At 67.2% G+C, this 18,467-nt stretch carries 15 protein-coding genes and 1 pseudogene; 4 read left to right on the plus strand and 12 right to left on the minus strand.

All coding sequences use genetic code 11. The annotated features are described in order from the left end of the window. Nucleotides 1–35: 35 nt before the first annotated feature. The 7 genes and pseudogenes from G342_RS0119155 to G342_RS24700 all read right to left on the minus strand — a co-directional run bounded on the left by G342_RS0119155 (nucleotide 36) and on the right by G342_RS24700 (nucleotide 8,426). Nucleotides 36–1,292 (minus strand): Zn-dependent hydrolase, encoded by a 1,257-nt coding sequence (locus G342_RS0119155; RefSeq protein ID WP_018184784.1) that lies wholly within the window; start codon nucleotides 1,290–1,292, stop codon nucleotides 36–38. A gap of 8 nt (nucleotides 1,293–1,300) precedes the next feature. Next, nucleotides 1,301–2,674, minus strand: coding sequence for a dihydroorotase (locus G342_RS0119160; protein ID WP_018184785.1), 1,374 nt, complete (start codon nucleotides 2,672–2,674; stop codon nucleotides 1,301–1,303). A gap of 112 nt (nucleotides 2,675–2,786) precedes the next feature. Next, nucleotides 2,787–3,545 (minus strand): ABC transporter permease, encoded by a 759-nt coding sequence (locus tag G342_RS0119165; protein ID WP_018184786.1) that lies wholly within the window; start codon nucleotides 3,543–3,545, stop codon nucleotides 2,787–2,789. Then, a complete protein-coding gene (locus G342_RS0119170) occupies nucleotides 3,542–4,480 on the minus strand; it encodes an ABC transporter ATP-binding protein (protein WP_018184787.1) in 939 nt (312 codons plus the stop codon). Before G342_RS0119170 ends, G342_RS0119165 begins: the two co-directional genes overlap by 4 nt. After that, nucleotides 4,477–5,667, minus strand: coding sequence for an ABC transporter permease (locus tag G342_RS0119175; protein ID WP_018184788.1), 1,191 nt, complete (start codon nucleotides 5,665–5,667; stop codon nucleotides 4,477–4,479). Before G342_RS0119175 ends, G342_RS0119170 begins: the two co-directional genes overlap by 4 nt. Nucleotides 5,668–5,882: 215 nt before the next feature. Next, a pseudogene (gene osmF / locus G342_RS0119180) lies at nucleotides 5,883–6,728 on the minus strand (glycine betaine ABC transporter substrate-binding protein OsmF); the annotation flags it as partial. 129 nt (nucleotides 6,729–6,857) lie between these two features. Continuing rightward, complete coding sequence (locus G342_RS24700; protein WP_198010833.1) at nucleotides 6,858–8,426, minus strand: aromatic amino acid lyase; 1,569 nt, start codon at nucleotides 8,424–8,426, stop codon at nucleotides 6,858–6,860. A 185-nt stretch (nucleotides 8,427–8,611) separates the two neighbouring features. Between G342_RS24700 and G342_RS0119190 the strand changes: the two genes are divergently transcribed. The 4 genes from G342_RS0119190 (at nucleotide 8,612) to G342_RS0119205 (ending at nucleotide 11,675) form a co-directional block, all read left to right on the plus strand. Further along, nucleotides 8,612–10,000 carry a leucyl aminopeptidase family protein gene (locus tag G342_RS0119190; protein WP_083931288.1) on the plus strand — a complete coding sequence of 463 codons (1,389 nt, stop codon included), beginning with the start codon at nucleotides 8,612–8,614 and terminating at the stop codon, nucleotides 9,998–10,000. 127 nt (nucleotides 10,001–10,127) lie between these two features. After that, complete coding sequence (locus G342_RS0119195; RefSeq protein WP_018184792.1) at nucleotides 10,128–10,478, plus strand: MarR family winged helix-turn-helix transcriptional regulator; 351 nt, start codon at nucleotides 10,128–10,130, stop codon at nucleotides 10,476–10,478. Next, nucleotides 10,475–11,338 (plus strand): C40 family peptidase, encoded by an 864-nt coding sequence (locus G342_RS0119200; RefSeq protein WP_018184793.1) that lies wholly within the window; start codon nucleotides 10,475–10,477, stop codon nucleotides 11,336–11,338. The genes G342_RS0119195 and G342_RS0119200 overlap by 4 nt, the downstream gene beginning before the upstream one ends. A gap of 127 nt (nucleotides 11,339–11,465) precedes the next feature. Then, nucleotides 11,466–11,675, plus strand: coding sequence for a hypothetical protein (locus G342_RS0119205; RefSeq protein ID WP_018184794.1), 210 nt, complete (start codon nucleotides 11,466–11,468; stop codon nucleotides 11,673–11,675). On the opposite strand, the gene G342_RS0119210 is transcribed toward G342_RS0119205, so the two are convergent. From G342_RS0119210 to G342_RS0119230, 5 genes are read right to left on the minus strand one after another with little or no spacing between them, the layout of a single operon-like run. Next, complete coding sequence (locus G342_RS0119210; protein ID WP_018184795.1) at nucleotides 11,672–12,631, minus strand: 2-hydroxyacid dehydrogenase; 960 nt, start codon at nucleotides 12,629–12,631, stop codon at nucleotides 11,672–11,674. The genes G342_RS0119205 and G342_RS0119210 overlap by 4 nt on opposite strands. Continuing rightward, nucleotides 12,628–14,292, minus strand: a complete 1,665-nt coding sequence (locus G342_RS0119215; protein WP_018184796.1) for an ABC transporter ATP-binding protein — start codon at nucleotides 14,290–14,292, stop codon at nucleotides 12,628–12,630. The genes G342_RS0119210 and G342_RS0119215 overlap by 4 nt, the downstream gene beginning before the upstream one ends. Before the next feature lies 1 nt (nucleotide 14,293). Further along, nucleotides 14,294–15,442 (minus strand): ABC transporter permease, encoded by a 1,149-nt coding sequence (locus tag G342_RS0119220; protein WP_018184797.1) that lies wholly within the window; start codon nucleotides 15,440–15,442, stop codon nucleotides 14,294–14,296. After that, nucleotides 15,435–16,547: a microcin C ABC transporter permease YejB gene (locus G342_RS0119225; protein ID WP_018184798.1), complete on the minus strand. Its 1,113-nt coding sequence runs from the start codon at nucleotides 16,545–16,547 to the stop codon at nucleotides 15,435–15,437. The genes G342_RS0119220 and G342_RS0119225 overlap by 8 nt, the downstream gene beginning before the upstream one ends. Nucleotides 16,548–16,555: 8 nt before the next feature. Further along, nucleotides 16,556–18,448 (minus strand): extracellular solute-binding protein, encoded by a 1,893-nt coding sequence (locus G342_RS0119230; RefSeq protein ID WP_018184799.1) that lies wholly within the window; start codon nucleotides 18,446–18,448, stop codon nucleotides 16,556–16,558. Between the last annotated feature and the right edge of the window lie 19 nt (nucleotides 18,449–18,467).

Consider the following 18,467-nt stretch of genomic DNA (forward strand, 5'->3'; position numbering starts at 1 on the left):
GGGTCGCGGGCAAGAAACCGCGGCCCTTCCTGGTTCTAGGCGAGGGCCTTGTCGAGGCGGAGCACGGCTTCGTAGAGGACGGCGGCGCCGGCGGCGATCTCGCCTGGCTCCGACCATTCGTCCGGCGTGTGGCTGCGGCCGTCCTTCGAGGGAATGAAGATCATCGCCGAAGGGGCGATGCGCGAGAACCAGGCCATGTCGTGGCCGGCGCCCGACGCCATCCAGTGGGTCGTGAGGCCGAGCGCCCCGCTCGCATCCTCCAGCACGTCGAGCAGGCGGGGATCGGATAGCGCCGGCAAGGCGTCGGACAGGATGCGGAATTCGCTGATCCGCGTCGCCGTTCCGGACATCGCCCGCGTCAGCAGCGGGCGCAATTCCTCGACGAAGCCCTGCAGAAAGCCGCGCTCCTCGGCGCGCGCGTCGAGCAGCAGGGTGACCCGGCTCGGCACGACATTGGCGGCATTCGGCTCGATGCGGAATTCGCCGACGGTCGCGACGAAATGGCCATGGCCGGCGGCCGCGCGGCGGCGCGCATCCTTGGCGATGACCGAGACGGCCGCGGCGGCGCCGACCAGCGCGTCCTGGCGCAGCGTCATTGGCGTCGTGCCGGCATGGTCGGCGCGTCCCTCGATGACGATCTCGATCCGCGTGATGCCGGCGATCGCGGTGACGATGCCGATGTCGCGGCGTTCGTCCTGCAATACCGGCCCCTGCTCGATATGCATCTCGAGATAGGCGGCGATGTCGTCGCGCTTTGCCGTGTCGAGCTCGTCGACGTCGCCGCCCATGCGGTCGATCGCGGCGGCGAGAATTTCGCCGGTCGGCTCCGAACGGGTCAGCTGCTCTTCCGAAAGCTGGCCGGCAATGGCGCGGCTGCCGATGCAGGAGAGGCCGAAGATCGACACCTCCTCGGCCAGGCAGTCGATCACCTCGAAGGCATGATCAAGCTTCGCGCCGTGGCGCGTGAGGCTGCGGGCGACGGCGATCCCGGCCATCACGCCGGCCGTGCCGTCGAAGCGGCCGCCATCTGGCACGGTATCGCTGTGCGAGCCGATGACGATCGTCTTGGCGTCCTCGGTCCGGCCCTCGCGCCGGCCGATCAGATTGCCAGCGGTATCGATGCGGACGGCGAGCCCGGCGTCGCGCATGCGCTCGGCGACGAAGGCGCGACCTTCCAGGAACATCGGCGAGAAGGCGCGACGCGTCCAGGGCCGGTCGGCGTCGGTCAGCGCGGCGAGTGCCATCAGATCGTCCCAGAGCCCGGTCTCGTCGATGGGCAGATTGGCGCGCATGGTGCGGATCAGTTTCCGATCGGCAGGGTGGCCGGCGGTCGCACGAACCGGCCCGATCCGGGTTCGGCCAGCACGTCGCGTCCGTCGAAGGCCAGTTTCCCGCGCAGGAACGTCGTGCTCACGCGCCAGGGGAGCTCGATGCCGTGATAGGGGCTCCAACCCACTACATTATGCCCACTCGCGCTGGCGTCATAGAGCAGCGGCTCCGGCGTCAACACGGCAATGTCGGCGTCCTTGCCGATTTCGAGCGCGCCCTTCTCGTGATCGATGCGGAAGTGCTTCGCCGGGTTCGCCGCCATCAGCCGGGCCGCCCAGGTCAGCGGGATGCCGCGCTCGAGCGCGCCCTTGACGAAGAGGGGCAGCATCACCTCGAGTCCCGGCACGCCGGAGGCATTGTCCAGCATGGCCGGCTTGGTCTTGCGGTCCTCCGACCACGAAACGTGATCGGTCGAGACCAGCGTGACATGGCCGAGGGTCACCTGCCGCCACAGCGCCTCGACCTCGGCGCGCGGCCGGATCGGCGGGTTGATTTTCGCCTTGCCGCCGAGGCGGCGGACGTCGTTCTCCTCGTCGAGCGTCAGATAGTGGATGCAGACCTCGACGGTTGCGGCAAATCCCTCGGCGCGGTAGCGCGCTGCGAGTTCGGGCCCGCGCGCCAGGGAAGAATGCACGACATGGGCCGGGCAACCCGTCAGCGCGCCGGTCTCGAAGATTTCGACATCGGCGAGAAGCTCCGTGATCGGCGGCCGTGACAGGCCATGCGCGCGCCAGTCGGTGACGCCCGAGGCCCGGACACGGGCCATATGCGCATCGACCGCCTCGTGGATCTCGTTGTGGACGCCGGCGGTGAGCCCTGTCGGGGCGATGGCGGCGAAGCAATCGGCGAGCAGCGCCGGCGGAATGCGCGGAAAGCGTTTGGCGTCGGTGCCGAAGGTCGAGAATTTGAACGCGGCGACGCCGGCCGCCACCATTTCGGGAATGCGGGCCGGGCCCTCCTGCGGGTCGATCGTCCCATAGAGAGCATAGTCGACGCGCGCCTGCGGTGAGGCATGGGCGATCTTCCTCGCCACGGCCGCGGCGGAGCAGACGAGATTGCCCTCGTCATAGGGCATGTCGACGATGGTGGTGACGCCGCCGGCCGCCGCCGAGCGGGTCGACCAGAGGAAGTCCTCCTGGTCCTTCTGGCTCAGCGAATGTACCTGCGCGTCGATGGCGCCAGGCAGGATCAGCGCCTCGCCCAGCGCGTGCTTTTCGCGCGCTGCCGGAGCCTCGCCCTGGCCGATCAGGGCGATCTTGCCGTCGCGCACCGCGACGAAGCCGCCGGGGATGATCCGATCGGCGGTGACGACGGTTCCGGAGAGGACGAGATCGAAATCGCTCATGGCTGCTTCCTCGGGTTCGGCGCCCCGGCGGGGGGCTGGGCCCATGAACACGGTCGACGTTGGATCCCGGCCTTCGCCGGGATGACGGCGGAGAATGACACGCGCGCCCGCCTCATCCCGTAACCTCCGCCAGCCGGCCCGTGCGCCGGGCGACGCGGCGTTCGAGGATCGCCAGGGCGTCATAGAGCAGTACGGCGAGCAGCGCGACGATGATGCCGCCCTGCAGGATGAAGGCGGTGTTGGAGGTGAGCAGGCCGGCGATGATCACCTCGCCGAGCCCCTTGGCGGCGACGGTCGAGCCGATCGTCGCCGTCCCCATGTTGATGACGACCGAAAGTCTTATGCCGGCGAGGATGACGGGCAGCGCCAGCGGCAGCTCGACGCGAAAGAGCTGCTGGTTCGGCGACAGGCCCATGCCGCGCGCCGCCTCGACGACATTGCCGGGCACTTCCTTCAAGCCGGTGATCGTGTTCTCGAAGATCGGCAGCAGCCCATAGAGCACAAGCGCGATCAGGGTCGGCTTGACGCCGAAGCCGACGACGGGAACCGCGAGGGCCAGCACGGCGACGGGCGGGAAAGTCTGGCCGATATTGACGAGGCTGCGCGACAGCGGCAGAAACTCCGCCCCCATCGGCCGGGTGACGAAGACCCCCATGACCAGCGCCAGCGCCGCGCCGATCAGGCTTGCCACCGCGACGAGGCCGAGATGGGCGAGCGTCAGGCTGAGCAGGCTCGACTGGGTGTAGATCGCCGGCGCGTTGTTTTCGGTGAAGGGCTTCAGGATCGGCTCGAACCATTCCGGCCTGAGAACGAGCGCCAGCAGCAGCGCCAGCGCCGCCAGACGGGCGACAGGACCGACAAGACGGCTCATGCCGGGCCGCTCGCATGGGCGAGAAGGGATTGGAGCGAGATCTTTCCGCGCACCGTGCCGTCACCCGCCGTGACCGGCAGCGCGTCGCGTCGGTGCCAGAGCAGTTCGGAAAGCGCATCGCGCAGCGTCGCCGTTTCCAGGATTGGCGGTCCCTCGGCCGTGCCCGGTTCGACGATCGAGGCGACCGGGGAGAGCGACAGCAGACGGAACGGCCGATCGACGCCGTCGACCAGTTTTTCCACGAAGCCGGGGGCGGGGTTGGCGAGGATCTCGGCCGGCGGCGCATATTGCAGCAGCTTGCCGCCATCCATGACGGCGATCTTGTCGCCGAGATGGATCGCTTCCTCCATGTCGTGGGTGACGAGCACGACTGTGATTCCGAGCCGCTGCTGTACGGCGAGCAGGTCCTCCTGCGCCTTGGCGCGGATGATCGGGTCGAGCGCGCCGAAAGGTTCGTCCATCAATAGCAGGCCGGGTTCGGCGGCGAGGGCGCGGGCGACGCCGACGCGCTGCTGTTCGCCGCCGGAAAGCTGGTGCGGGAATTTTTCGCGAAAATCCTCCGGCTTCATGCTGAAGAGGGACAGAAGCTCGTCGACGCGCCTGGCGACGCGCGAAGAGTCCCAGCCGAGCAAGGTCGGCACGGTGGCGATGTTGCGGGCAACCGTCCAGTGCGGGAACAGGCCGTTGCCCTGGATGACATAGCCGATGCCGCGCCGGAGTTCCTCACCCGAGACCGAGGCGGTGTCCTTGCCGTCGATCAGGATGGTGCCGGAGGTCGGCTCGATCAGCCGGTTGATCATGCGGAGGGTCGTCGACTTGCCCGAGCCGGAGGTGCCGACGATCACCGTGATGGTGCCGCGTTCGACGGAAAACGAGACGTCGTCGACGGCGAGCTGTTCGCCGAAGCGGCGACTGACATGGTCGAGTTCGATCAAAGCCGGCGCCTTTCGGTGAGTTCGATGACCGCGTCGAGCAGGATGGCGGCGGTGAAGGCGAGCGCGATGGTGGGGACCGCGCCGAGCAGCACGAGGTCGGTCGCCGCCTGGCCGATGCCCTGGAAGACGAAGGTGCCGAAGCCGCCACCGCCGATCAGCGCGGCGATGGTGACCAGGCCGATATTCTGCACCAGCACGATGCGGATGCCCGTCAGGATGACGGGGAGCGCCAGCGGCAGCTCGACCTGGAACAGGCGCTGGAAGCGCGTCATGCCCATGCCCTCGGCCGCCTCGACCACCGAGCGGCGCACCTCGCCGAGGCCGACTACCGTGTTGGCGACGACGGGAAGCAGCGAATAGAGGAAGAGCGCGATCAGCGCCGGCGCCGTACCGATGCCGCGAATGCCGAGCTGGGCGGCGATCGGGAACGAGGCGGCGAATAGGCTGAGCGGCACGATCATCAGCCCGTACATCGCCATGGACGGCACGGTCTGGATGATGTTGAGGACCGGCAGCGTGATGCCGCGCAGGGTCGGGTTGCGGTGGCAGGCGATGCCGAGCGGCAGGCCGACGACGATCGCCGCGGCGAGCGAGCTGACGGCGAGGAGGATGTGCTGCCGCCCCTCGCGCCAGAACTTGTCGGCGTTGGTGGCGTATTCCTTCAGGATCGACAGCCCGTCCCAATGGCCGGAGCCGAGGATCAGCGCGACGGCGACCGCAGCCCCCGCCAGCATGCCGAGCCGGGCGAGCGGGCCGAGCCTCAGCTTGGCGATGGCGTCGGTGGTCAAGACCGCGAAGGCGAAGGCCATCAGCCAGAAGCCGGAGGCCGGCGAAACGCGCGCGAAGGTATTGCCGGGCGGCACCACGGTCGCCGGCACCAGGCCGATCAGCAGCGCCAGCACGAGCAGCGAGACGATGCCGGTGGTGAGCCGCAGCCAGGCGTTCGTGCGCAGCACGGCGACGATGGTGGCGATCGACAGGATGCCGATGCCGATCGCCGCCCACAGCGTCGGCAGTGATCCAGCGAGGCTCAGCCCCTGGCCGGAGATCAGCCGGTTCGGCTTCAGCGTGGCAAAGGGTTGCCAGTCCATGCCGGCGACGGCGATCAGCGCCACGACGACGCCGACGCGGTCGAGCCGCGCGGTGAGCGGGACGGGTGGGGCGGCGGTCTGGCTGGCGTCCGTCAAGCCGGTTGGTTCCCTTCGGGGGCTGCTGTCTCGGCCAAATCGGGGCGCCGAAGGATCGGCGCGGCGCGAAGCAGGAGCTTAGGGCCAAATCCCCTTGCCGCAAGGTGATATTGGCTAACGGGAGGTTAACGGGGCGGGCCCTGTTAACCCCCGGACGGCAACCGCGTCGGCGCCGCCCGGTTTCACGTGAAGCGTCGTCCGGTTTAGCGCCGGACCTACTTCAGAAGGCCCTTCTCGGTCAGCCAGCTCTTGGCGACTTCCTTGGCCGGCTCGCCGCCGACCTGGATGCGGCCGTTCAGTTCCTGCAGCGTCTTGAGGTCGAGCGCGGCGAACACCGGCGTCAGGACCTCCTGGATCTTCGGGAACTTCTTGAGCACTTCCTCGCGCACGATCGGCGCCGGCGCATAGACCGGCTGCACCGCCTTGTCGTCGTCGAGCACGACGAGGCCGGCGGCCTGGATGGCGCCGTCGGTGCCGTAGACCATGGCGGCGTTGACGCCGTCGGTCTGCTCGGCCGCCGCCTTGATCGTCGCCGAGGTGTCGCCGCCCGAGAGAACCAGCAGCTGGTCCGGCTTCAGCGCGAAGCCATAGGCGGTCTGGAAGGCCGGAAGCGCGGCCGCCGAATTGACGAACTCGGCCGAGCCGGCGAGCTTCACCTTGCCGCCGCCGGCGACCCACTTGCCGAAATCCGACAGCGATTTCAGATTGTTGGCGCTCGCTACCTCGCCGCGCAGGCCAATTGCCCAGGTGTTGTTGGCGGGCGAGGGCGCCAGCCAGACGATCTTGTTGGCGTCATAGTCGAGGGTCTTGGCCGCGTCATAGCCCTTGGCGGCGTCCTTCCAGAGCGGATCGTCGGCCTTGTTGAAGAAGAAGGCGGCATTGCCGGTATATTCCGGATAGATGTCGATTTCGCCGGCCGTGATCGCCTTGCGCACCACCGGCGTGCCGCCAAGCGAGATGCGGTCGTCGACGGAAATCCCGTTCGCCTCGAGCACGAGCGCGATGACGTTGCCGAGCAGCGTTCCCTCCGTGTCGATCTTCGACGAGACGACGACATCGGCCGCCCGCGCCGCGCCGATCGAGGCGAGGATCGTGGCGGCGGCCACGATGGTCTTCAAGGCTTTCATGGCAGGGTCCCTCTACTGTCGGTTGATCTGGTCGTCCCGATTGTTCTTAGGGTGACGCTGACGTCAATGCGAGAAAATGAGTTCGTCGGTTGTGATGGATTCGTAGAAATTCCTGACTGTTTCCAAGAGCGCCGGCTGGAAAAGGTTGCGTTCGATCGTCTCGATGTCGAGCGACAGCGCGCGATCTTTGTCGAGGAAAGCGACTTCCGAACGAACCGATCCGTGCACGATCGCCACCAGCCCCGTCGGTTTCAGCCCCTGCATGTCGAGCCCCTGGGCGGCCAGCAGGGCTTCGATCGCCGTCATCATGCGGAGCGCGGTGATCTGGCGGTTGAGCCGCTCGACGATCAGCGGCGCGAACATAGCCTCGTCCTCCATGCCGCCGGCGATCAGGAGCGGCATGGCCGAGACCGGCGCCAGCTCCGCCATGACGCGGCTGGCGAGATCGCCGGCGAGCTTGACCAGCGGCCCGAAGCCCGTGGCGTCGGTCGCCTCGGAGACGAGATTGGTCGGCAGCAGGCCGCGCCCGCCATTGGCGATCAGCACGATGCGGTTCAGGATGTTGCGGGCGAGATGAGCGAGGCCCGGCCCGACCGATTGCAGCGTCAGCGCCAGTTCCAGCGGCAGCGAGCCGCCCGAGGTCATCGGAATGCCGTCGATGACGACGGGGTTGTCGTCCGGCCGCGCCGTGGCCGCTTCGACGGCCGCGGCGGCAAAGGCGACGACCCCGGCCGAGGCGCCGAAGATCTGCGCCATCATCCTAAGGCTGAGCGGGTCATGCAGATGGGTCGCCGGCGTCCAGGGGAACGCCTCCGCGACGGCGGTGAGCACGGTGCCGGCGGCGGCCTCGCGAGGCGAGCCGATCCGCACGGCCACCCGCCAGGGCTCGGGCGAGGCCCGCAGCGCCGCCGCCGCGCTCGATCCGGTCGCCATGGCGACGCGCACCGTCTGGGCTGCCTCGATCAGGGTCGCCCCGGCGCTGGCGATCGTCAGGGCGTTGGTGCTGACGGCGGAGAGCGCGTCCTTCAGGCGGAACACATGCGGCGTGAGGCCCGCCTCGCGCAGGGCGACCTCGGCCGGTTTCAGCACGCCGCGATGGAACACCTGGCCTTCGCCGGCGAGCGCCGTCGCCACCTGGCTCATCAGGCCGATATCGGCGGCGCCGATCGAACCGAGGCGGCGTACCACCGGCACGATGTCGGCGTCGAGCGCCGCGACATAGGCGCGGACGAGATCGGGGCTGCAGCCGACCATGCCGGAAAGCGCGGTGTTGACGCGAATGGCGATGCCGGCGCGGACGATCTCCGGCGCCAGCGGCTCGCCGACGCCGAAATGATGCGCCCGGACCAGGTCGGTGCGATCGGCGGAGGTGGCAAGCGCGACCGCGCGGTCCTTGATCGCGCCGACGCCCGTCGTCACGCCGTAGAGCGGCCGGCCACCCTCGACCGCGCCACGCACCGCTTCATAGGCGTTCTGGACTTCGACGAGGCGAACCTCGCATGGCACCACATGCAAGAGACCGCGCCCGATCAGCGACAGGGTCGACAGGCGGAGGGGGGAACCGTCCAGGATCACGGTATCACGCTGCGAGCCGGTCGCGTCTCCCAGCATTATCTCGGCGGTAGGTGGCATGATGTCCTTGGGTTGCATGGTCCGCTTCGCCCTGGCACAGCTTAGCTCAAATTTGCGGCAGGCGATCCTGTCTCGCGGAAACGATCCGCCGGCCGAGCGGGGGACCGTGACGCAATTGATCCTCGCGCGCCGCGGGGCCATCATCGCCATCCCATTCGAATCGAGTTCCAAGGACGAACACCGTGATCGACAGCCTGATCGACAGTTCCGATGTCGCGATACCGATCCATGCGGTGGAGCCGGACGGCTTGGAGGCTCTCCTCGCCTCGCTCGGCGAGATCGAGGCTGCGTGGGCGCGGTCGACGGGTTTCGACGCGGCGGCCGGCGCCGTTACGATCATCGCCGACGCGAAGGGCGTCATCGGTCGCGTCCTGTTCGGGCTCGGGCGGGCCGACAGCCGTCGCCTCGCGCCGCTGATCACCGGCAAGCTGCCGAATATCCTGCCGCAGGGCGACTATCACTTCGTCAGTGATCTTCCGGATCCGACCCTCGGCGCGCTCGGCTGGGCGCTCGGAAACTACCGCTTCGAGCGCTACAAGACCAATGCCGCCCCGGTGCCGAGGCTTGTCGTCCCGGCCGGCGTCGACGCGCCGAAGGCCCGCAGCATGGCGCGTGCGATCACTATGGTGCGCGATCTCGTCAACACGCCGGCCAGCGACCTCGGCCCGGCCGAGCTTTCTGCCGCGATCCATACGCTGGGCGCCCGCTTCGGTGCCACCGTCAGCGAGATCGTCGGTCGCGATCTGCTTTCCTCCAGCCTGCCGATGATCCACGCGGTCGGCCGCGCCGCTGATGCCGAGCGCGCCCCGCGCCTCGTCGATCTCGTCTGGGGCGATCCCGATCACCCGAAGGTGACGTTGGTCGGCAAGGGCGTGACCTTCGATACCGGCGGTCTCGACATCAAGCCGTCAAGCGGCATGCTCCTGATGAAGAAGGACATGGGCGGAGCCGCCAACACCATGGGCCTCGCCCACATGATCATGGACGCCAAGCTGCCAGTCCGGCTGCGGCTGCTGGTGCCGGCGGTCGAGAATGCGATTTCCGGCCCCGCCTTCCGGCCGGGCGACGTGCTGCGCTCGCGCGCCGGGGTGACGGTGGAGATCGGCAATACGGACGCCGAGGGCCGGCTGATCCTCGCCGACGCGCTGGCGCTGGCGGCGGAGGAGAATCCGGCGCTTCTGGTCGATCTGGCGACGCTGACGGGGGCTGCCCGCGTGGCGCTCGGCCCCGAGCTGCCGGCGATCTTCACCCATGACGACAGTCTCGCCGCCGATCTCGCCCGCCATGCGGAGGAACGCTCCGATCCGCTCTGGCGGTTGCCGCTCTGGGCGCCCTATGAGGCGATGATCGATTCCAAGATCGCCGACATCAACAATGCCGGCGCGGGCGGTTTCGCCGGTTCGATCACCGCGGCGCTGTTCCTGGACCGGTTCGTGCCCAAGACGATCCCCTGGATCCATGGCGACATCTATGCCTGGAACCCTTCGGGCAAGCCCGGCCGGCCGGAGGGCGGCGAGGCCCAGACCATCCGGGCCCTGTTCGCGCTGATCCAGCAGCGCTTCGGCACGGTTTGATCGGGTCGGAAAGCGACGGAGTGTTGACGGTGGTGCATGCCGTTCGACGGGATCCGCCCTTGTGGGAGACGTCAGGCCGGGCTTAAATAGAACGGGTCCGAAACGATCAGGGATGAGGGAGCCATTCATGCCCGTCGAACTCAGGCCGACGCAGGCGCTTCGCCTCTGGCATGATGTGACGCTCGACCTCGTCCGTGACGGCGAGCATGATCTTTCGGCGCGGCAGATGGCCGTTCTGCTCACCGTCTATCTCGAAATGCCGCCGCACACCGTGCGCGGTCTGGCCGCCAAGCTCGGCGTCACCAAGCCGGCGATCACCCGGGCGCTCGACACGATGGGCCGACTCGGTCTGGTCAGTCGCCACCGCGATGCCAAGGATCGCCGCAATGTGGTGATCCAAAGGACCGTCGCTGGCGCTCTCGCCGTCGAACGCCTGGGCGATGTCGTCATCGCCCGCCACAAGGAATTGCCGCTGTGACACTGGATCCCCGCCTCAACGCATTTCGCACGGATCTCGCCGATGCCAGGCTCAAGGGGCAGGTGGAGGCGGCGCGCTTCGTCGCCGGAGAACGCAGGCGCGTGACGGCGCCCCTGGCCGTCATTCGCCGGGCGCCGCAGCCGGACGCTCCCATCGACAGCGAGGCCCTGCGCGGCGAGACGGTGCGCGTCTTCGAGACGACGACCGAAGGGTGGTGCTGGGTCCAGCTTGAGACCGATGGCTATGTCGGTTTCGTCGCCGCCGATACGGTCGGCCCGCTCGATCCGGAACCGACGCACCGGGTGACGGCGCTCCGCACCTTCGTCTATCCGGCTGCCGACATGAAGCTGCCCCCTGTGGCGACCCTGTCGATCGGCAGTCGCCTGGCACTGGGCAAAGCAGCCGAGACGCGGGGAACCCCCTATTTCTGGCTGGCCGACGGCTGCGGCGCCGTCGTCGCCCGCCATGTCGAGGCGCTGGACACGCCGCCCCAGGCGGATTTCGTCACGGTGGCGGAACGGTTTGTGGAAACGCCCTATCTCTGGGGTGGCCGCTCGGCCTTCGGCATTGACTGTTCCGGACTGGTGCAGCTCTCGCTGGCGATGACTGGCGTTTCCGTACCGCGCGACACCTATCAGCAGCAGGGCGCGATCGGGGAACCGGTGGCAGGCGGTCTCGATGGAGGTCTGCGGCGTGGCGACCTGATCTACTGGCAAGGCCATGTCGGCATCGTGAGCGACCCGGCCACGCTGCTGCATGCCAGCGGCTATCAGATGTGCGTCGTTTCGGAGCCGCTTGAGGACGTACTCGCCCGGTATGGCCGATCCGGCAAGGTGGTGGCCGCGGTAAGGCGACCCTAGCGGCGGGCTCCGGGCCGCCGGGCTTTTTCAATTCCGGTGAAGTACGTACCTCATTTGAGGTATGTTGTTCCCGCCCGTTTCGCTTAATCTCCTTCCCCATGGGTCGGGGATAAGCGGAGAAACGGGAATGCAGGCAACAGCCCGGTACATCGAAGAACTGTCGGAGCAATTGAGCCTGCTCGCGAAACGTCACGAGTTTCACGATCTCGCCTATCTGCTCAAAATGGCGTCCGACGAAGCTCGCACTACCGTCGCCCAGGGCGCTGGCAAGGAACTGGCCGAGCCGTCGGAGGGGCCTGAGCCCGTCGGATGCCTAGCTCGCGCTGATCTCGCTTAATACCCGCGCGAAACGTCGACCAGATTGGGCAGCGACCCGCCCGCCTCGAAGGCGAGGATCTGGTTGCGGATGCCGTTGGCGAGAACACTTGCCTCGCTCGACGCCGCGACATGCGGCGTGACGACGACGCGGGGGTGATCCCAGAACGGGCTGTCGGCGGCAAGCGGCTCGGGCTCGAACACGTCGAGGCTGGCGCCGATCAGCCGGCCGTCCTCGAGAGCGGCGAGAATGTCCGCCTCGACCTGCAGGCCGCCGCGGCCGCCATTGATCAGCACGGGCCCACCGAGGGCACCATCGCTGGCCAGGCGATCGAACACCGAGCCGTCGAGGATGCCGCGCGTCTCCGGCGTCAGCGGCACCAGGGCGACGAGGATGTCGGTGCGGCCGAGAAACGCCGTCAGCCCGTCCTCGCCGTGGAAAGTCTCGATGCCAGGCACATTCTTGGCCGAGCGGCTCCATCCGGCAACCTGGAAGCCGAGGCGTGCCAGCACGGTCGCCGCGTCGCGGCCGAGCTCGCCGAGACCCATGATGCCGACGCGGACATCATTTGCCACCGGCTGCCGCAGCTCGCGCCAGATATGCGTCGCCTGCTGGCGGGCATAGGCGAGGTGCTGGCGGTGGTGCAGCAGCACCTGCAGCGTCACCCATTCGGTCATGCGGGTGGTCAGGTCCGGATCGACGACGCGGACGATCGGCACGTCCGGCAGCGCCTCGTTGCCGACGACATGGTCGACGCCGGCGCCGAGCGAGAACACGGCCTTGAGGTTCGGCAGGTTGGCGAAGGCCTCGGCCGGCGGCCGCCAGGCCAGTACGTAGTGGATGGCTGCCGGATCGGGGACGTGCGGCCAGATCGCCAGCGGCCGCTCCGGCTCGCCCGCGAACGGGACGGCCCAGGGCTCGGGCGCCCAATTGCCGGAAGCGATCAGGACGCCGGGGAGTGTAGTCTTGACGGTCATTGCGAAACGATGCCTTCCGGGGCCGTCTCGATCGAGAAGGCGGCTGCGATCAGGGCTCGGGTATAATCGGTTTCCGGCGCAGTGAAGATCTGTTCCGACGTGCCGCGCTCGACCACCTTGCCGCCGCGCATGACGATGACCTCGTTGGCGAGCGCCCGCACGACCTTGAGGTCGTGGCTGATGAACAAATAGGCGAGGCCGTGCCGCTTCTGCAGGTCGCGCAGGAGGTCGACGACCTGGGCCTGCACCGACATGTCGAGGGCCGAGGTCGGCTCGTCCAGCATGACGAATTGCGGCTCGAGCACCATGGCGCGGGCGATGGCGATACGTTGGCGCTGGCCGCCGGAGAATTCGTGCGGATAGCGGTGCCGGGTCGCGGGATCCAGCCCGACTTCCTCGAGCCCCTGCGCCACTTTTCGTTCCCGCTCCCGGAAGGAAAGCTGCGGTTCATGCACGCGCAGCCCCTCGGCGACGATCTCGCCGACCGACATGCGCGGGCTCAGCGAGCCGAACGGATCCTGGAAGACGATCTGCATATGCCGGCGCAGCGGCCGCATGGCCTGGAAACCGCGCCCGTCGATGCGCTCGCCCTTGAAATCGATCGCGCCCTTCGAGCCGATCAGCCGCATCATGGCGAGGCCGAGCGTGGTCTTGCCGGAGCCGGATTCGCCGACGACGCCGAGCGTCTGGCCGCGCCGGACGGCGGCGTCGATGCCGTCGACCGCCTTGATGTTGTCGACCGTGCGCCGGAAGACGCCGCGCTTGATCGGGAACCAGACCTTGAGGTCATGCGTGGCGACCACGACCGGCGCGGTTTCGTCGGCCGGCGGCGGTGCGCCCTTCGGTTCGGCCGCCAGCAGGTGCTTGGTGTAGCTGTGCTGCGGATGGTCGAAGAGCTCCCGGGTCGGCCCCTGCTCGACGATCTTGCCCTTGGTCATCACGCAGACCCGGTCGGCGATCTTGCGCACGATGCCGAGGTCGTGGGTGATGAAGAGCAGCGCCATGCCGGTGCGGGTCTGGATCTCCTTCAGAAGCTTCAGGATCTGCGCCTGCACGGTGACGTCGAGCGCCGTGGTCGGCTCGTCGGCGATCAACAGGTCCGGCTCGTTGGCGAGCGCCATGGCGATCATGACCCGCTGCCGCTGGCCGCCGGAAAGCTGGTGCGGATAGGCGTTGAGGCGCTTCTCGGCGTCGCGGATGCCGACTTCGGCCAGAAGCTCCAGGATGCGCTTCTCGGCCGCCTTGCCTGACATGCCGCGATGAATCTTGAGGATCTCGCCGATCTGCTGCGAAATCGTGTGCAGCGGATTGAGCGAGCTCATCGGTTCCTGGAAGATCATGGTGACGTCGTTGCCGCGTACCTTGCGCAGCTCGCGCTCGCTAACCGTCAGCAGGTCCTTGCCGTTGAACAGGATTTTTCCCGTCGGATGCTCGGCAGAGGGGTAGGGCAGCAGCTTCAGCACGGAGAGCGCCGTCACCGACTTGCCGGAGCCCGATTCGCCAACGAGGGCGACCGTCTCGCCGCGACCGACGGTAAACGAGATCCGGTCGACGGCGATGGTGCGCGTCTCGCCCTGCAGGAAGTGGACGGAGAGGTCCTCGACGGAGAGCAGAGGGTTCGCGGACGGATCGGCGTTCATGGTCTGGGTCTTGTCCATCATCTCAGCCGAACGTCTTTCTGGGGTCGAAGGCGTCGCGAACGGCCTCGCCGATGAAGACCAGCAGGCTCAGGATCACCGAGATGACGACGAAGCCGGTCAGGCCGAGCCAGGGTGCCTGCAGGTTATTCTTGCCCTGCGCCAGCAGCTCGCCCAGCGACGGCGAGCCGGGCGGCAGGCCAAAGCCGAGGAAGTCGAGCGAGGTCAGCGTCGTGATCGAGCCGTTCAGAATGAAGGGCAGGAAGGTCAGCGTCGCCACCATGGCGTTGGGCAGCACGTGGCGCATGATGATGGTGCGGTTCCTGACACCGAGCGCCCGCGCCGCGCGCACATATTCAAAGTTGCGGGCCCTCAGGAATTCGGCGCGCACCAGCCCGACCAGCCTGACCCAGGAGAATAGCAGGAGGATTCCGAGCAGAACCCAGAAGCTTGGCACCAGGATCGAGGCCATGATCAGAAGGATGTAGAGCTCGGGCAGCGAGGTCCAGATGTCGATGAAGCGCTGGAAGATCAGGTCGAGCCAGCCGCCGAAATAGCCCTGCACCGCGCCGGCGAGGATGCCGATCGCCGAGGAGACGATGGTAAGCACCAGGCCGAACAGCACCGAGAGGCGGACGCCGTAGAGCAGGCGAGCGACCACGTCGCGACCCTGGTCGTCGGTGCCCATCCAGTTGAAATTCCCGAGCGTGCAGTTGGGATCTTCATTGCCGAGCGGATAGGCGCGGCAGCGATCCTCCTTCGGAATCATCCACCAGGGCGGCGCCGGCGCTGGTGTCGCCATCTCGTTGTTGACCGTGTCGTAGGAATAGCGGATCGGCGGCCAGATCATCCAGCCATTGGCGTTGATCTCTTCCTGGATGAACGGATCGCGAAAATTGGTCGTCGCCAGGAAGCCGCCGAATTTCTCCTCCGGATAGTCGGCGAAGACCGGCAGCAGCAATTCGCCCTTGTAGGAGGCGATCAGCGGCCGGTCGTTGGCGATGAAATTGGAACCAAGCGTCAGGCCGAACAGCGCGAGAAACAGCCAGAGCGACCAGTAGCCGCGCCGATGCGCCTTGAAATTCGCCCAGCGGCGGAGGTTGAGCGGCGACAGCGCCAGACGGCCTGGCTCGATCTCGCGGGCCTGTGCGGAAACATCGGTCACGTCAGACATCCCGCCGTTCGAAATCGATGCGAGGATCGATCCAGGTGTAGGTCAAATCGGAGAGCAGGCCGATCACGAGGCCCATCAGCGAAAAGATGAACAGGGTCGCGAACACGACCGGATAGTCGCGGTTGATCACCGATTCGAAACCGAGCAGGCCGAGCCCGTCGAGCGAGAAGATCGTCTCGATCAGAAGCGATCCGGCGAAGAAGGCCGAGATGAAGGCGCCCGGGAAGCCGGCGATGACGATGAGCATCGCGTTGCGGAAGACGTGGCCGTACAGCACCTTGCGTTCCGACAGGCCCTTGGCCCGCGCCGTCACGACATATTGCTTGCGGATTTCGTCCAGGAACGAATTCTTGGTCAAAAGCGTCGTCGTCGCGAAGGCGGAGAGCGACATCGCGGTGATCGGCAGGGCGATGTGCCAGAAGTAATCGACGATCTTGCCGCCGAGCGACAGGCTCGAGAAATTGTCCGATGTCAGTCCTCGCAGCGGGAACCAGTCGAAGAAGCTGCCGCCGGCGAACAGGATGACCAGCAGGATCGCGAACAGGAAGCCAGGGATCGCATAGCCGACGACGATCACCGCCGAGGTCCAGATATCGAAGCGCGCACCGTCGCGCACCGCCTTGGCGACGCCGAGCGGGATCGAGATGCCGTAGGAAATCAGCGTCATCCACAGCCCGAGCGAGATCGAGACCGGCATCTTCTCCTTGATCAGGTCGAGGACGCGGATATCGCGGAAATAGCTCTGGCCGAAATCGAAGCGCACATAGTTCCAGATCATCAGCCCGAAGCGCTCCAGCGGCGGCTTGTCGAAGCCGAACTGCTTTTCGAGCTTGGCGATGAATTCCGGGTCCAGGCCCTGGGCGCCGCGATATTTCGACGAGACCGGCGCGCTGCCGAGCGTTCGGTCAGTGCCGCCCATGCCGGCATCGGCGCCGCCGCCACCGCCGATACGGCTGGTCGCGGAGACGTCGTTGCCCTGCAACTGGGCGATGACGCGCTCGACCGGGCCGCCCGGCGCGAACTGGATGATGATGAAGCTGATCGCCATGATCCCGAAGATCGTCGGGATCATCAGCAGGAGGCGTCGGAAAATATAGGCTGCCATCTGTCTTCCTAACCAGCCTTGCCGATGGCGGCGGCCCGCTCGGGGTCCTGCCACCACGTCATTTCCGGTGAAAAGCCGTAGTCGGGTTTCGTCTCCGGCCAGCCGAACTTGTCCCAGACCGCGACGCGGTGCGCCTCGGAAAGCCAGGCCGGAAACCAGATATGCAGGGATCGCAGCACGCGGTCGAGCCCGCGCATCAGCGTCACCAGCTCGGCGCGGTTCTGGACGTTCGCCGCCCGCGCCACGAGAGCGTCGACCACGGGGTGCTTGAGACCGGCAAGATTGGAGCCGCTCGGAAGATCGGCGCTGACCGAACCGAAAATCTGCTCGATGCCGTCGATCGGCGTCGCGTCGAACATGATGCGGTGGGCCATGATGTCGAAATCGAAGGCGTTCTTGCGGCTTTGATACTGTGCCGCGTCGACCATCCGCATCGAGGAGGGGATACCGATCGCCTTCAAATTCTCGATCAGTGGCGACAGCACGCGCTCGAAGGCCTGCGACTGGATCAGGAATTCGAGCGTCAGCCGCTCGCCGGCGGTGTTGACCAGCTCGTTGCCGTGGCGCTGCCATCCCGCTTCCGCAAGCAGGGTCGCTGCCTGGCGCAGCAGCTTGCGGTCGCGCCCGCTGCCGTCGGCCTCTGGCGGCATGACGGCGGGGCCGAAGGCCTCGGCCGGCAACTGGGCGCGGAACGGTTCGAGCAGCGCCAGTTCGTCGGCGTCGGGCGGACCGCTGGCGGCGAAGTCCGAGAACTCGAAGAACGAAGTGGCGCGGACATAGAGCCCGAAGAACAGGTTCTTGTTGGTCCAGGCGAAATCGAGCGCCATGCCGATCGCCTGCCGTGTCCGCGGATCGGCGAACTTGGCGCGGCGCAGGTTGAAGAACCAGCCATACATATCGGCCCGGCGTTCGGCCGCGAAGGTCGGCTTCCGGACGCGGCCGTCGCGCACTGCCGGGAAGTCATATCCGGTCGCCCAGGTCTTGGACGACACTTCCTCGCGGAAGGTCAGTTCTCCCTTGGCGAAGGCTTGGAACTGCACCTCGTTGTCCTGGTAGAACTCGACGCGGATGCGGTCGAAATTGCCGCTACCAAGCGCAACGGGCAGGTCCTTGCCCCAGTAGTCCTCGACCCGCTGGTATTCGATCGAGCGGCCGGGGCTGATATTGCCGACACGATAGGGACCGGATCCGAGCGGCGCGACCATCGTGGAGGCCTCGAAATCCCGGCCGGCCCAGTCGGCGCGCGAGAAGATCGGCAGGGTCGAGGCGACGAGGATCGGCACCTTGCGGTTCTGCCTGCCCGAGAACACCACGGTGACCTCGTGCGGACCAGTCGCAGTGACCGAGACCATCTCCCGGATCGACTGGGTGATGTCGGGATGTCCCTTCTCCTTCAGGGTCTCGAAGGAGAAAACGACGTCGTCGGCGGTCAGCGGAGTGCCGTCGTGGAAGCGGACATTCTGGCGCAGCGCGAAGACGTAGCGGTTGCGATCCTCCGAAACCGTCACGCTCTCGGCGACGAGGCCGTAGACCGAGTCCGGCTCGTCGGCGGCGGAGGTCATCAGCGTGCTGAAGCAGAGCTCGATGCGCGGCGGCGCATCGCCCCGGAAGGTGAATCCGTTCAGCGTGTTGAAGGTGTAGGCGTTCTGGTTGTAGTACCAGCTCGGCGCGGAAAAAATGAAGCTGCCGCCCTTCGGCGCATGCGGGTTCAGATAGTCGAAGTGCTTGAAATCGGCCGGATATTTGAGGTCGCCGAAAACGGAAAGGCCATGCCGGCCGGCCGCCTCCGCCGCCTGGGCGCCGCGTGGCGAAAGCCCGATCACCGGCAGGAAGGCGCCGGCCGCCGCGCTGGCAAACAGGGCGCGACGGGTCAGGCCGTGTCCACGGTTCGCGTCGCTCAACGCTCGGTCGCTCAAGGAT

This window comes from Kaistia granuli DSM 23481 (genome assembly GCF_000380505.1).
In the GTDB taxonomy this organism is placed as follows: Bacteria; Pseudomonadota; Alphaproteobacteria; order Rhizobiales; family Kaistiaceae; genus Kaistia; species Kaistia granuli.

Coding starts and splice junctions, on each gene's coding strand:
- G342_RS0119155 (WP_018184784.1), bottom strand. CDS start 1,292: ATGCGCGCCAATCTGCCCATCGACGAGACCGGGCTCTGGGACGATCTG.
- G342_RS0119160 (WP_018184785.1), bottom strand. CDS start 2,674: ATGAGCGATTTCGATCTCGTCCTCTCCGGAACCGTCGTCACCGCCGAT.
- G342_RS0119165 (WP_018184786.1), bottom strand. CDS start 3,545: ATGAGCCGTCTTGTCGGTCCTGTCGCCCGTCTGGCGGCGCTGGCGCTG.
- G342_RS24700 (WP_198010833.1), bottom strand. CDS start 8,426: ATGCCACCTACCGCCGAGATAATGCTGGGAGACGCGACCGGCTCGCAG.
- G342_RS0119195 (WP_018184792.1), top strand. CDS start 10,128: ATGCCCGTCGAACTCAGGCCGACGCAGGCGCTTCGCCTCTGGCATGAT.
- G342_RS0119205 (WP_018184794.1), top strand. CDS start 11,466: ATGCAGGCAACAGCCCGGTACATCGAAGAACTGTCGGAGCAATTGAGC.
- G342_RS0119210 (WP_018184795.1), bottom strand. CDS start 12,631: ATGACCGTCAAGACTACACTCCCCGGCGTCCTGATCGCTTCCGGCAAT.
- G342_RS0119215 (WP_018184796.1), bottom strand. CDS start 14,292: ATGATGGACAAGACCCAGACCATGAACGCCGATCCGTCCGCGAACCCT.
- G342_RS0119220 (WP_018184797.1), bottom strand. CDS start 15,442: ATGTCTGACGTGACCGATGTTTCCGCACAGGCCCGCGAGATCGAGCCA.
- G342_RS0119225 (WP_018184798.1), bottom strand. CDS start 16,547: ATGGCAGCCTATATTTTCCGACGCCTCCTGCTGATGATCCCGACGATC.